Source organism: Angustibacter peucedani, from assembly GCF_054779595.1.
On sequence record NZ_BAAGXY010000073.1, the window covers coordinates 17,493 to 30,516 of the forward strand.

The 13,024-nt window shown below is 74.7% G+C and carries 14 protein-coding genes; 2 read left to right on the plus strand and 12 right to left on the minus strand.

Annotated features, from left to right (window positions below; translation table 11 throughout):
- Positions 1-5 precede the first annotated feature (5 nt).
- The 10 genes from ACYVJ4_RS13400 to ACYVJ4_RS13445 form a co-directional block, all read right to left on the minus strand.
- Positions 6-854 carry a RecB family exonuclease gene (locus ACYVJ4_RS13400; RefSeq protein ID WP_460460631.1) on the minus strand — a complete coding sequence of 283 codons (849 nt, stop codon included), beginning with the start codon at positions 852-854 and terminating at the stop codon, positions 6-8.
- A gap of 4 nt (positions 855-858) precedes the next feature.
- On the minus strand, positions 859-1,485 hold the full coding sequence (locus ACYVJ4_RS13405) for a MarC family protein (RefSeq protein WP_460460632.1): 627 nt from the start codon (positions 1,483-1,485) through the stop codon (positions 859-861).
- Positions 1,485-2,327 carry a PHP domain-containing protein gene (locus tag ACYVJ4_RS13410; RefSeq protein WP_460460633.1) on the minus strand — a complete coding sequence of 281 codons (843 nt, stop codon included), beginning with the start codon at positions 2,325-2,327 and terminating at the stop codon, positions 1,485-1,487. Before ACYVJ4_RS13410 ends, ACYVJ4_RS13405 begins: the two co-directional genes overlap by 1 nt.
- Positions 2,328-2,336: 9 nt before the next feature.
- A complete protein-coding gene (locus tag ACYVJ4_RS13415) occupies positions 2,337-2,843 on the minus strand; it encodes a MaoC family dehydratase (RefSeq protein WP_460460634.1) in 507 nt (168 codons plus the stop codon).
- A 59-nt stretch (positions 2,844-2,902) separates the two neighbouring features.
- Positions 2,903-3,340: a hypothetical protein gene (locus tag ACYVJ4_RS13420; protein WP_460460635.1), complete on the minus strand. Its 438-nt coding sequence runs from the start codon at positions 3,338-3,340 to the stop codon at positions 2,903-2,905.
- 55 nt (positions 3,341-3,395) lie between these two features.
- A complete protein-coding gene (locus ACYVJ4_RS13425; protein ID WP_460460636.1) occupies positions 3,396-4,781 on the minus strand; it encodes an FAD-binding oxidoreductase in 1,386 nt (461 codons plus the stop codon).
- Positions 4,782-4,798: 17 nt separating this feature from the next.
- Positions 4,799-6,427, minus strand: a complete 1,629-nt coding sequence (gene pruA, locus ACYVJ4_RS13430) for an L-glutamate gamma-semialdehyde dehydrogenase (protein WP_460460637.1) — start codon at positions 6,425-6,427, stop codon at positions 4,799-4,801.
- Positions 6,428-6,514: 87 nt separating this feature from the next.
- On the minus strand, positions 6,515-7,006 hold the full coding sequence (locus tag ACYVJ4_RS13435; protein WP_460460638.1) for a DUF6912 family protein: 492 nt from the start codon (positions 7,004-7,006) through the stop codon (positions 6,515-6,517).
- On the minus strand, positions 7,006-8,076 hold the full coding sequence (locus tag ACYVJ4_RS13440) for a patatin-like phospholipase family protein (protein ID WP_460460639.1): 1,071 nt from the start codon (positions 8,074-8,076) through the stop codon (positions 7,006-7,008). Before ACYVJ4_RS13440 ends, ACYVJ4_RS13435 begins: the two co-directional genes overlap by 1 nt.
- Positions 8,073-9,488, minus strand: a complete 1,416-nt coding sequence (locus tag ACYVJ4_RS13445) for a WS/DGAT/MGAT family O-acyltransferase (RefSeq protein WP_460460640.1) — start codon at positions 9,486-9,488, stop codon at positions 8,073-8,075. Before ACYVJ4_RS13445 ends, ACYVJ4_RS13440 begins: the two co-directional genes overlap by 4 nt.
- A gap of 40 nt (positions 9,489-9,528) precedes the next feature.
- On the opposite strand from ACYVJ4_RS13445, the gene ACYVJ4_RS13450 reads away from it, so the two are divergent.
- Both ACYVJ4_RS13450 and ACYVJ4_RS13455 read left to right on the plus strand, forming a co-directional pair.
- Positions 9,529-9,999, plus strand: coding sequence for a cupredoxin domain-containing protein (locus ACYVJ4_RS13450; RefSeq protein WP_460460641.1), 471 nt, complete (start codon positions 9,529-9,531; stop codon positions 9,997-9,999).
- Positions 9,996-11,318 carry a hypothetical protein gene (locus ACYVJ4_RS13455; protein ID WP_460460642.1) on the plus strand — a complete coding sequence of 441 codons (1,323 nt, stop codon included), beginning with the start codon at positions 9,996-9,998 and terminating at the stop codon, positions 11,316-11,318. Before ACYVJ4_RS13450 ends, ACYVJ4_RS13455 begins: the two co-directional genes overlap by 4 nt.
- Here ACYVJ4_RS13455 and ACYVJ4_RS13460 read toward each other — a convergent pair.
- A complete protein-coding gene (locus ACYVJ4_RS13460; RefSeq protein ID WP_460460643.1) occupies positions 11,315-12,031 on the minus strand; it encodes an HAD family hydrolase in 717 nt (238 codons plus the stop codon). The two genes, ACYVJ4_RS13455 and ACYVJ4_RS13460, sit on opposite strands and share 4 nt — an antisense overlap.
- 9 nt (positions 12,032-12,040) lie before the next feature.
- Positions 12,041-13,024 (minus strand): AAA family ATPase (locus ACYVJ4_RS13465; protein ID WP_460460644.1); only part of this gene is annotated, 984 nt, incomplete at its 5' end.

A 13,024-nucleotide genomic window follows, 5' to 3' on the forward strand; every position in this document is an offset into this window, starting at 1 on the left:
ACGGGTCAGGTGGGCTCGAGGGCGGACCAGGGGGCCTTGGCCGGCGCGGCCTGGCGGCCCTCGGGGCAGGCGGCGCGGAAGTCGCACCAGCCGCACAGGGGGCTGGTGCGCGGCGCGAAGGTGGCGGCCGAGCGCTCGGAGTCCGCGCCGTCCTCGGCGTGCACGGCGTCGGCCCGCCCGAGGTCGGTGGCGATCGAGTCGGCCTCGTCGAGCTTGCGCTGCAACGACGCCTCGCTGAACTCGTGCCGGACGACCTCGCCGGTGGGCACGTGGTGCAGCTCGACGGTGCGGCACGGCCGGCGGAACACCGTCGACACGCCCATCGCGTAGATCGCCAGCGGCAGCGAGGTGCGCGCGTCGTCCTCGCCCAGCGGCCGCCGCGAGGTCTTGTAGTCGACCACCACGAGCTCGCCGTCGCGGTCGTCGAGCCGGTCGACGCGACCGCTGAGCGCGAGCCGGCTGGTGCGCGCGGCCACGGTGCGCTCGACGCCGAGCGGCTCGGACGACGCGTCCTGCGTCGCGGCGTAGGCCGCCGTCTCCCCCGCCGCCCGCGAGCGCCAGGTCGCCAGCTGCGCGTCGTCCCGGAAGCCCTCGGGCCGCCAGCGCGCCACGACGGCCCGCCCGGCGGCCTGCGGCGTGCGCTGGTGCGGCTCGAGCGCGTACCAGTCCGACATCGCCAGGTGCACCGAGGTGCCGACGCTGGTGTGGGCCCAGGGCGGTCCCTTGGGCGGCGGCGGGCGGTCGAGGTAGGTGAACCGGTAGCGGCGCGGGCAGTCCAGCCAGGTCAGCAGCCGCGTGGGCGTGGCGCTGTACAGCCGTTGCGGCATGCCCTCGAAGCCCAGCTGCTGCGCCACGCGCTCAGCCCTGCTCGACGAACGCGCGGACGGCGTCGGCGACCAGCTGCACGGCGATGGCCGACAGCAGCAGACCGGCGATGCGGGTGACGAGCGTCGTGCCGCCCTCGCCCAGCACCCGGTGGATCGCGCCGGCGAAGCGCATGGCCAGCCACAGGCACACGTGCACCAGCAGCACCCCGAGCCCGATGGCCACGTACCCCGCGAGCCGGTGGTCGGAGCGCCCCGCCTGCTGCACGAACACCATCGTCGCCACGATCGCGCCGGGGCCGGCGAGCAGCGGCGTGCCGAGCGGCACGAGCGCCACGTTGACGCCCTCGGCCGAGCCCGGTGCCTCGTCCTTGCCGGTCAGCAGCTCGAGGGCGACGAGGAGCAGCAGGAGGCCGCCGGCGGCCTGCAGCGCGGGCAGGCTGATGTGCAGGTAGCCGAGCAGCGCCCGGCCGAAGACCGCGAAGGCGATGATGACGGCGAACGCCACCGCCACCGCCTGCCGCGCGGCCTTGACCCGCTGGCGCGAGGTCATGGACCCGGTGAGCGCCAGGAAGATCGGCACGGTGCCGGGCGGGTCCATGATGACGAACAGCGTCACGAAGACCGAGCCCAGCAGCTGGGCGTCGAGGACGGCGTCCATCAGCCGACCACCTGGCTGCCCGTGGCCCGGGCCTCGATCTCGGCGAGCACCTCGCGGCTGGTCGTGCACTCCCCCAGCAGGTTCGGCTTGCCCGCGCCGTGGTAGTCGCTCGACCCGGTGACCAGCAGGTCGAGCTCGCGGCACAGCCCGAGCAGGTGGCGGCGGGCGTCCTCGTCGTTGTCGCGGTGGAAGACCTCGAGGCCGGCCAGACCGGCGTCCGCCAGCTCGGCGATGACGTCGTCGCCGACGACGCGCCCGCGCAGCCGGGCGAGCGGGTGCGCCATCACCGGCACCCCGCCGGCCTCGACGACGAGCCGGACGGCGTCGACCGGGTCGGGCGCGTAGTGGCGCACGTAGTAGGGGCCGTGCGAGGCGAGCAGGCTCTCGAACGCGTGGGTGCGGTCGCGGACGACGCCGTTGGCGACGAGCGCGTCGGCGATGTGCGGGCGCCCGATCGTGGCGCCCTCGGCGACCTGGGCCCGGACGTCGTCCCACGACAGGTCGACATCGGCGCGCAGCAGCTCGACCATGCGCTCGGCGCGGTGCAGCCGGCTGTCTCGCGCAGCGTCGATCTCGGCCTTCAGCCCCGGGGCCTGCGGGTCGTGCAGGTAGCTCAGCAGGTGCACGCTCACGCCGCGCACGGCGGTCGAGATCTCGGTGCCCGGCACCAGCCGGACGCCGACCCGCAGCGCCTCGGCGCTGGCGTCGTCCCAGCCCGCGGTGGTGTCGTGGTCGGTCAGCGCGACGACGTCCAGCCCGGCCTCGGCGGCCGCGCGCACCAGCTCGGTCGGCGGCTGCGTGCCGTCGGACACCGAGGAGTGGGTGTGGAGGTCGACGCGCACCAGCCCAGCCTATTGCTCCTTCGGGGTCGGCCGGCCCGGCTGCTCACCGCCCCGCGCGTCGAGGTAGCTCTGCTTGGGCACCATCACCTTGCGGCGGAACACGCACACCAGCGTGCCGTCCTGCTTGTAGCCCTTGGTCTCGACGTGGACGACGCCGCGGTCGTCCTTGCTCGTGCTCTCGCGCTTGTCGAGCACGGTCGTCTCGCCGTAGATCGTGTCGCCGTGGAAGGTCGGCGCGACGTGCCGCAGCGACTCGATCTCGAGGTTGGCGATGGCCTTGCCGCTGACGTCCGGCACCGACATGCCGAGCAGGATCGAGTAGACGTAGTTGCCCACCACCACGTTCTGGCCGAACTGCGTCGTCTCGGACGCGTAGTTCGCGTCGAGGTGCAGCGGGTGGTGGTTCATCGTGAGCAGGCAGAACAGGTGGTCGTCGTACTCCGTCACCGTCTTGCCTGGCCAGTGCTTGTAGACCGCACCGACCTCGAACTCCTCGTAGCTACGACCGAACTGCATGCGCGGGCTCCTTCGCCTGTCGGGACGGCGCCCATGCTCCCCGACCGGCCGCGCCGCCGTCACCCTCGCGGCGCGTGCGCTTCCTCACTCCGCACCGCGGCGCGGGCGAACGACTCGCTGGTGCCGCGCAGCGTGACCCACCGGCGGTCGTCGGCCAGACGCACCCGCACGTCGCGCGCCGCGCCGAGCACCCGGACGGCGAGCGCCGCGCCGGCGAGCAGCAGGGCGAGCACGAGGTCGGACCGGCTGCCGCGCAGGACGGCCAGCCCGACGAGCAGCACCGACCCGGCGGCCACGGAACCCTCGGCACGACGTCGCAGCCGCCGGACCCCGGCGCACCGGCCGCACGCGGGCAGCGCCCCTTCGACGGTCGCCAGCCAGTCCAGCACGAGCACGCGGCGCGGCAGGGTCCGCGTCGCGCCGGCGTCGTGACGCGCGCAGGCGGCACCCAGCTGGCCGGTCTCGAACCAGCGCACCGGCACGCGCACCGTCGCCATGCCCTGGAAGATCGGGTGCTCGGCGCTGCTGCTTGAGACGCCTGACGACGGCGGGTCAGGGGACGAGCTTGCCCGGGTTGAGGATCCCCAAGGGGTCGAGGGCGGCCTTGATCCGGCGCGTGACGTCGACGACCTCGGGCCCCAGCTGAGCCGCCAGGAACGGCGCCTTCACGACCCCGACCCCGTGCTCGCCGGTGAGCGTCCCGCCCAGCCCCAGCGCCAGCTCGACCACGGCGGCGAACGCCTGCTCGGCCCGCGCCACGGCGGCGGCGTCGTGGGGGTCGAACGAGATCAGCGGGTGGAAGTTGCCGTCGCCGGCGTGACCCACGGTGGCGATCGAGGTGTCGAAGCGCTCGGCGACCTGCTCGACGCCGGCGACGAGCTCGGCGATGCGCGGGACGGGCACGCCGACGTCCTCGATCAAGGTGGTGCCGCGCTCGAACAGCGCGGGGAAGGCCTCGCGCCGCGCCTGCAGGAACATCTCGCCCTCGTCCGGGTCGTCGGTGACCGCGACGTAGGTGGCGCCCTCGGCCTGGCAGACCGCCTCGATCGCGGCGGCCTCGCCCGCGGCGGCCGGCCACGAGTCGCACTGCAGCAGCAGGGTGGCGCCGGCGTCGACGTCCAGACCGCGGGGCTTGTACTCCTCGACGGCGCGCACGGTGGTGCGGTCCATCAGCTCGAGCGCCGACGGACGGTGCCGGCCCACCACCGCGGTGACCGCGCGCCCGGCCGCCTCGACCGTGGCGAACGTGGCGACCATCGTCGTGGCCGGCGGCGGCAGCGGGCGCAGCCGCAGCGTGGCCCGGGTGATGACGCCGAGCGTGCCCTCCGACCCGACGAACAGCCGCTTGAGGTCGTACCCCGCGACGTCCTTGATCGTGCGCCCGCCCAGCCGCAGCAGCGTGCCGTCGGCCAGCACGACGTCGCAGCCCAGCACGTAGTCGGTCGTCACGCCGTACTTCACGCAGCACAGCCCGCCCGCGTTCGTCGCGAGGTTGCCGCCGATCGAGCAGAACTCGTAGGACGACGGGTCGGGCGGGTACCAGAGACCGTGCTCGCGGGTCGCGCGCTTGAGGTCGCCGTTCAGGACGCCGGCCCCCACCACCGCGACGAGCGCGGCCGCGTCGACCTCGACGTCCAGCAGCCGCTCGAGCGAGAGCAGAAGACCGCCCTCGACGGCCGACGCCCCGCCCGACAACCCGCTGCCCGCGCCGCGCGGCACCACCGGCACCCGGTGGCGGGTGGCCCACCGCAGGACGACCTGCACGTCGGCGGTGGACGTCGGTCGCACCAGGGCCAGCGGCCAGCCGGGTTCCACGGTGTCGGCCCGGTCGCGCCGGTAGCTCTCGACGACGTCCGGGTCGACCACGACCGACCCGGGCGGCAGCTCGGCCTCAAGCTCGTCGAGCGCCGCCCGCCCCACCTGTGCGACGTCGGTCACGGCAGATCCCTCGCGGCTCAACCCATGTGGGGGTAACGGTGGTCGGTCGGCGGCGAGAACGTCTCCTTGATCGAGCGGGTCGACGTCCAGCGCTGGAGGTTCTGCATCGCCCCGGCCTTGTCGTTCGTGCCGGACGCGCGCGCCCCGCCGAACGGCTGCTGGCCGACGACCGCGCCCGTGGGCTTGTCGTTGACGTAGAAGTTCCCGGCGGCGTAGCGCAGGCGGGCCCGCGCGGAGGCGATGGCGCCGCGGTCCTGGGCGATGATCGAGCCGGTGAGCGCGTAAGGCGCGATCGACTCCATCTGGTCGAGAACCGCGTCGTACCGGCTGTCGGGGAAGACGTGCACCGACAGGATCGGGCCGAAGTACTCGGTCGTGAAGATCTCGTCGGTCGGGTCCGAGCTCTCGAGCACCGTGGGGCGCACGAAGTAGCCCTCGCTGTCGTCGTACCGGCCGCCGGCCACGACGTCGATCGAGCTGGTGGAGTGCGCGCGGTCGATGGCGGCTTTGTGCTTGGCGAACGCGCGGTCGTCGATCACGGCGCCCATGAAGTTCGACAGGTCGGTGACCGGGCCTATGCTCAGCGACTCGGTGACGTCGACCAGGTCGTTCTTGAGCCGGCGCCACACGCTGCGCGGAACGTAGGCGCGCGAGGCGGCCGAGCACTTCTGGCCCTGGAACTCGAACGCACCGCGCACCAGCGCCGTGCGCAGCACGTCGACGTCGGCGCTCGCGTGCGCGACGACGAAGTCCTTGCCGCCGGTCTCCCCGACGATCCGCGGGTAGCTGCGGTAGCCGGCGATGTTGGCGCCGACCTGCTGCCAGAGGTGCTGGAAGACCTTGGTCGAACCGGTGAAGTGGATGCCCGCGAGGTCGGGGTCCTTGAGCGCGACCTCCGAGACCGCGATGCCGTCGCCGGTGACGAGGTTGATGACGCCGTCGGGCAGACCGGCCGCCTGCAGCAGCTGCATCGTGAAGTGCGCCGCCAGCTGCTGGGTCGGGGCGGGCTTCCACACCACGGTGTTGCCCATCAGCGCGGGAGCCGTCGGCAGGTTGCCGCCGATCGCGGTGAAGTTGAAGGGCGTGATGGCGTAGACGAAGCCCTCGAGCGGGCGGTGGTCGAGCCGGTTCCAGATGCCCTTGCTGTTCGCGACCGGCTGCTCCTCGAGCAGCGTGCGCGCGAACGAGACGTTGAAGCGCCAGAAGTCGATCAGCTCGCAGGCGGAGTCGATCTCGGCCTGCACGACGGTCTTGGACTGGCCGAGCATGGTGGCCGCGTTGAGCGTGGGACGCCACGGGCCCGAGAGCAGCTCGGCGGCCTTGAGGAAGACCGCGGCCCGCTCGTCGAACGGCAGCGCGCGCCAGGCCGGAGCCGCCTTCTTGGCCGCGGCGACGGCGTCGCGCGCGTCGCCCTGGGTCGCGTTCTTGAGCACGCCCAGCACGTGGCGGTGCCGGTGCGGCTGCACGACGCGCACCCGGCGCCCGGCGCCCATGCGCTGGCGGCCGCCGATGGTCATGGGCAGGTCGAACCGCTCCCCCTGCAGCTCGGCCAGCCGCACCTCGATCGCCGCGCGCTCGGCGCTGCCGGGCGCGTAGTCGAGCACCGGCTCGTTGACGGGGGTGGGGACGGTCGTGCGGGCGTCCATCGCGCGGTGCTCCTGTCGGCTCTGGGCTCTCGGCGGCTCTGCCGAGATCTGACCGCCGTCAGCATGTCACGCCCGGGAGGGCAGGAGTCAGCGCAGGTCGAGCACGTCGTCGAGCTCGGTGACGTCGTACCAGAGCAGCTCGTGGGAGGCCGCGCCGTCGACCGTGAACCGCGCGTCGTCGTCGCCGGCCGCCGCAGCGGGCAGCGCCTCGACGGCCCGGGTGACGTCGACGACCGCGTCGGCGTCGTCGACGTGCAGGCTCACGACCGCCGAGCGGGCCACGTCCGCGTCGACGACGACGGCCGAGCGCGAGAGCCCGCCCACCACCCGCACGTCGGCGTCCGGGACGTCGGCCGCCACCACCACGCGGCGGCGCGGGCTGCCGGCGTCGTCGGCGAGCAGCCGCAGCGACGCCTCTGCCGCCTCGTCGGACGCGGCGTACTCGAGCTCCTCGGCGTCGCCGTCGGCGTACCACTCGCGCAGCTCGGGCGTCACGGCGTGCGCCTGCACCGGGCCGCTGAAACCGTTGTCCTGCAAGCGCTTCAGCGACCCGAGCGTCGCCGGCACGTAGACCCGCACTAGGACCCCACCTCTCGTCGGACGACGTCGCGCGGCGCCTGGTCGGACGTCACCTCGCCGTCGAGGTCGGGCTCGCCGGCACCCACCGCGGCCTCGGCGTCGTCGACGCGCGCCGGCAGGGCGTCCAGCGGCTCGGGGTCGCGCAGCGAGTCGGCGGACGTGCGCAGCGAGGTCTCGAGCACCGTGCGGCGGCGGGCGACGTCCATGAGGTTGCCGCCGATCTCGGCGAGGTCCTCAGGACCGGGACCGATCACGGTCACCTCGGTGCCGCCCGCGTGCACCTTGGCCACCTCGCGCAGGCAGCGGCGGGTGACCCGCACGCGCCACTGCCGCTCGAGCCGGGTGACGAGCTGGTCGGGTGCGTCCATCGCGAAGCTGACCGAGGGGGCGACGACCCACACCTCGTCGAGCCCCTGGCCGGCGAGCAGGTCCACGGACGTCGACGAGCAGGCCCCGCCGTCGACGTACCGGTCGGTGCCGATCCGCACCGGCTGGTACCAGCCGGGGATCGCGCAGGACGCCATGACCGCCTCGGCCAGGTCGGCCACCGGCGCGCCCGGTCGGCCGAACGGCACCCGTCGTCCGGTCTCGTAGTCCATGGTCACGACCTGCAGGCCCTCGCGGTCGACCCAGCCGTGCGGCACCACGTGCTTGACCATGGCGCCGACGCTCTCGAGCGAGCCGCGGCCCTCGGGCAGCAGCGCCGACAGCACGGCGGTCGGGGGCAGGCGGCGCAGGTGGCTGACGTTGCGGGCGATCAGGCCGGCCGACCCCAGACCGGGGCGCGGGCGCGGCGGGCGACCCGACCCGGTGGCCGTCTCGTAGTCCCAGCGGAACTCGCTGAGCAGGCCGCTGGGCAGCGGCAGCCCGGACTGGTGCAGACGCAGCTCGTCGACGCTGACCCCCGCTGCCAGCAGGGCCGCGACGACCGAGCCGGCCGACGTCCCGACCAGCGCCTCGGACTCGCGCAGGTCGACGCCGAGGTGCTCCTCGAGCGCCACCAGGGCCCCGACCATCCAGGCCGCCCCGAGGACTCCCCCGCCGCCGAGCACCAGCCCCCGGCGCGTCACCTGGCGGTCTCCCGCAGCTCGGCGAGCGCGTCGACCAGGCACTGCGCCAGCACGCCGACGTCCGGCATGGCGTCGCGGTCGCCGTTGACGCCGTAGTAGACCCGCCCGTCGTACGACGTCAGCCCGATGCTCACGGCCTGCCGGCGGGCCAGCGGCATCACCGGGTAGGTGGCGAGCATGCGGGCTCCGCCGGCGTACAGCGGCCGCTGCGGCCCGGGCACGTTGGTGACGATGAGGTTGAACAGCCGGCGCGAGGCGGCGCTGGCCACGCGCGCGCCGAGCGAGTGCAGGGTCGGCGGCGCGAAGCCGGCGATGCCGACCAGCGTCTCGGCCCGCACCGCGTCGCCCGCCTCGGCCTGCGCGCTCATGGCGTAGCCGATCTGGTGCAGGCGCACCGCGGGGTTGGGCTCGCCCACCGGCAGGTCGACGACGAACGCCTTGACCCGGCTGCCCACGCGGTGCGGCGCCTCGTCGTCGCCCTGCACGCTGACGGGCACGAGGGCCCGCACCACCGTGGCGGGCACGACGCTCTCGCCGCGCGTCAGCAGCCAGGCGCGCAGCGCGCCGGCGACCGTGGCGAGCACGACGTCGTTGACCGTGAGCTCGCGGTGCCCGGTGCGGCTGTGCCGCACGCGCACCTTGCGGTGGTCCTCGAGCGACGTCGACGCCATGGCCCAGCGCCGCTGCTCGCCGATCTCGACGTTCAGCGGGGACGTCGGCGCGGGCCGGGCGGCGGTGCGCGCGGCCTGCGAGAGCAGGTGGCCGAGCTGGCCGGCGACCTTGCCGGCCGTCGCCTTCACGTCGTTGGCGCTGCCTTGGAACGCCTCGATCGCCGCGCCGGGGCTGCGCACCGCGTCGGTGATCGCGCTCACCACGAGCTCGACGTCGGTGGGCTCCTTGGCAGGGGTCCAGGTGTCGGTGGGGACGTCGGGCGTCTCGGGGCTGTCGTCGAGGATGACCTGGCCGATGTCGATCGCGTTGACGCCGTCGACGAGCGCTTGGTGGGTCTTGGTGACGATGGCGAACCGCCCCCGGGCCAGACCCTCGACCAGGTAGACCTCCCACAGCGGGCGGGCGCGGTCGAGGGCCCGCGACTGCAGGCGCCCCACGAGCTCGGCCAGCTGCTCGTCGGTGCCCGGCCGCGGCAGCGCCGAGCGCCGCACGTGGTACGTGACGTCGAAGTGCTCGTCATCGACCCACACCGGGTTGGCGAGCCGACCGGGCACGGTGCGCACGCGCTGGCGGTAGCGCGGGACGAACGCGATGCGGGCGCTGACCAGCCGGACGAGGCGCTCGTAGTCGAAGCCGTCCTCGGGGGGCTCGAAGATCGTCACCGAGCCCACGTGCATCGCCGTCGTGGGCTCCTCGAGGTAGAGGAACGACGCGTCGAGGGGGCTCAACCGGACCGGCACCTGCTCATCGTGCCACCTCCCCGCTGCCTAGACTGGGCACATGCCGGCTCCCTCGCGTCGCCCCGTGCTGCCCGTCGCCGGTCTCCTGCTCGTGGGCGCGCTGGGGCTCGCGGGATGCAGCCAGGCCGAGCCGCCGTCGTCCGCGCCGAGCCCGAGCACCGGCATCGCGTCCGGCGAGCCCACCCCGGGCACCACGCCGACGGCCTCCTCGACGGCGTCCTCGACGGCCTCGTCCAGCCCCTCGGACGACGTCCGCACCCTGACCATCACGGTCGACGGGACGAAGGTCACCCCGAAGCCGGCCCGGGTCGAGATCGCCAGCGGGCAGACCCTGCGGCTGGTGGTGACCGCCGACCACGACGACGAGCTGCACGCGCACGGGTTCGAGGTCGAGAAGGAGCTCACGGCCGGCCAGCCAGCCACGATCGACCTCACCGGCGACGAGCCCGGTCTGTACGAGGTCGAGACCCACCACCCCGAGCTGCGGCTGCTGCAGGTGCTGGTGCGGTGAGGACCGCTCTGGTCGCCCACGGCGTGGGCAGCCGGCAGGACCTCCCCCTCCCCTTCGGCCTGGCCGTGGCCGGCGCCGCCACGGCGCTGGTCGTGTCGTTCGTGCTGCTCGGGCTGCTGTGGCGCGAGCCGCGGGTCGACGGGGCGAACGCCGGGATTCCCCTTCCGTCGTGGCTGGCGAGCGGGCTCGACTCGCGGGTGACGCGGGCGGTGATCGCGGTGCTGGGCGGGGTGGTCACGGCCTACGTGCTCGTGGCCCTGGTGCTCGGCAAGGACGACGCCGACAACCCGGTGCCGTTCGTGGTCTACGTGCTGCTCTGGGTCGGGCTGGTGCCGCTGTCGGTGGCGTTCGGACCGGTGTGGCGGCGGGTGAACCCGGTGCGGGCGCTGCACGGGCTGGTGCTGCGGGCGGCGCGGCTCGACCCGGCCGACGGCGTGGTGGCCCTGCCGCGCGGGCTCGGGTACTGGCCGGCGGCGGTGGGGCTGCTGGCGTTCACCTGGCTGGAGCTGGTGGCACCCGAGAACGCCACGCTGCCGGTGCTGCGGCTGGCGATCACGCTCTACGTCGCGGTGCAGCTGCTGGCGGGCTTCGTCTTCGGCTCGCGGTGGTACGACCGCGGTGACGCCTTCGAGGTGTGGTCCGGCCTGTTCGGGCGGCTGTCGGTGCTGGGGCGGCGGGCGGACGGGCGGCTCGTCGTCCGGTCGCCGCTGGCCGGGCTGGACGCGCTGGCGCCCGCCCCTGGGCTGCCGGCCACGGTGGCCGTGATGCTCGGGACGACGGCCTACGACGGGGCGTCGAACGCGCCGGCGTGGTTCACGTTCGTGCAGTCCTCGCCGTTGCCGCAGACCCTGGTGAAGACGTTCGGGCTGGTCGGCGTCGTGGTGGTGGTCGGCCTGCTCTTCGCGGGGTGCACGGCGCTGGCCGGGTGGGTCGGCGGCGCGCGGGTGCGCTCGATGCCGGGGGCGTTCGCGCCGTCGCTGGTACCGGTGGCGCTGGGGTACGTCGTGGCGCACTACTGGTCGCTGCTGGTGCTCGAGGGGCAGAACGCCTTCCTGCACCTGGACGACCCGCTGGGCGACGGGTCGTCCTGGCTCGGGCTGGCCGGGCGGGCGCCGAACACCGCCCTGCTGCAGCCGACGCTGGTGGCGACGGTGCAGGTGTGCGCGATCGTGCTGGGGCACGTGCTGGGCGTGGTGCTCGCGCACGACCGCGCGGTGCGGCTCTTCCCGCGGCGGCACGCGGTGGTCGGCCAGCTGCCGCTGCTGGTGCTGATGGTGACCTACACCTGCGGCGGGCTGTTCCTGCTCTTCTCGGCCTAGCTGTTCTCGGCCTCGCGCTTCTCGGCCTCGGGCTGGTCCGGCTCGTCCGGCCCGAGGTCGAGGTCGAAGACGGCCTCCAGCTCGGTGCGGGTCTGCTCGTAGGTCTCGTGCAGCACGCCGACCATGCCGACCTCGACGGCGGCCCTGATGTTGGGCGGCAGGTCGTCGACCATCACCGCCTGGTGCGGCTCGAGGTCGATCAGGTCGAGGACGTGGTGGTAGATGCGGTGCTCGGGCTTGCGCATGCCGACCTCGCCGCTGATGACGACGGCGTCGAACAGCGTGTCCCACCCCTCGCGCGGGTAGTCGTTGCCCCAGCTGTTCGACAGCAGCGCGGTGCGCAGCCCGGCGGCCTTGGCCCGGCGCACCAGGCCCACCATCGACTCCTCGAGCAGCTCGAGCCCGGCGAACATGCGCTGCAGCAGCCCCTCGGCCTGCACCCGCGACCCGTTCTCGCGCAACGCCTCGGCCAGCTTGCGCTCGAAGTCCGGCACCTCGAGCTCGCCGCGCTCGAGGGCGTGAACCGGGTTCTCGGCCGGGTCGACGGCGTCGGGGCCGATCCAGCGCCTGAGCGCCGCGAGGTAGTGGCCGTACTCGACGCCCTCGGCCTGCGCCCACGCCGTGAAGGCGTCGCCGATGCCGGCCGTCAGCACGCCGCCCCAGTCGACCACCAGGCCGGTCGGGGTGGGCTCGGAGCGGCTCGGCGAGGTCACCGGCGCAGCCTAACCAGCGCCCGCGAGCGCGGCGTCCGGCCGGGGCGGGAGGGCAGCAGCCCGGTCGAGGCGGCCGACGAGGTCGAGCAGTCCCTGCCGCACCGGGCTGGTGCGCGCGTGCTCGACCAGCGACCGCCCGACGAGCAGCGCGGCGTCGAGGGCGGGGGCGTCGTCCGGGAGGAGCACGGGGTCGTCGACACCGGCGTACCGCTCGAGCGCCTCGCGCACCCGGCGGGCCGGGCGCGGTCCGACCGCGCTCGCCCGCACCCGGTTGACCACCACGACCGGCGTCACGTCGGTGACCTCGGCGAGCTCTTGCAGCCCCCGCACCAGCCGCTGCAGCCCGACCGGTCCGGCCGATCCCACCGCGACGACGACGTCGGACTCGGCCAGCGCCGTCAGCGTCGCGGCGTGCCGCCGAGGGGCCGCGACGTCGAAGGCGAGCTCCTCGTCGCGCTCGAGCCGGGCGCCGACGTCGACGACGGTCCAGGCCGCGACGCAGCGGGCCGCGCCCAGCACGGTGGCGAGCGCCCCGCCCCGCACCTCGGGCCAGCGGGCCGCACGGGCCAGTCCGGTGAGCACCCGCCACCGGTCGGCGACGAGCGGGGCCAGCTGGGCCAGCGCGGCGGGGTCCAGCGCACCGCGGTCGGCGGCGCGGCAGGCGCTCACCAGCCCGGACGCCTCGTCGAGCAGGCCGAGCTGCTGGGCCACGCTCGCGGCCGTCGTGTCGGCGTCGACGAGCAGCGTCGACCGCCCGGCGGCGGACAGCTCGGCGGCGAGCCCCACGGCCACCGTCGTGCGGCCCGGCGCCCCCGGCGTCCCCCACACGGTGACGACGCGGCCGCCGACGCCGTCCGGGCCGGACGTCGGGTCGAGGTCGCCGGACGACGGGAGGTCGGCCGCCCGGGTCGGGCGCGGCAGGGCGTCGCGCGGGTCGGCCAGCCCGGGTGCCGGCGCCGGGTCGGCCCCGACCAGCACCGCGGCGTGCCGGGC

Excerpts from the sequence above, each read along its gene's own strand:
- ACYVJ4_RS13405 (WP_460460632.1), bottom strand. The coding sequence starts at position 1,485 with ATGGACGCCGTCCTCGACGCCCAGCTGCTGGGCTCGGTCTTCGTGACG.
- ACYVJ4_RS13415 (WP_460460634.1), bottom strand. The coding sequence starts at position 2,843 with ATGCAGTTCGGTCGTAGCTACGAGGAGTTCGAGGTCGGTGCGGTCTAC.
- ACYVJ4_RS13420 (WP_460460635.1), bottom strand. The coding sequence starts at position 3,340 with ATGGCGACGGTGCGCGTGCCGGTGCGCTGGTTCGAGACCGGCCAGCTG.
- pruA (WP_460460637.1), bottom strand. The coding sequence starts at position 6,427 with ATGGACGCCCGCACGACCGTCCCCACCCCCGTCAACGAGCCGGTGCTC.
- ACYVJ4_RS13450 (WP_460460641.1), top strand. The coding sequence starts at position 9,529 with ATGCCGGCTCCCTCGCGTCGCCCCGTGCTGCCCGTCGCCGGTCTCCTG.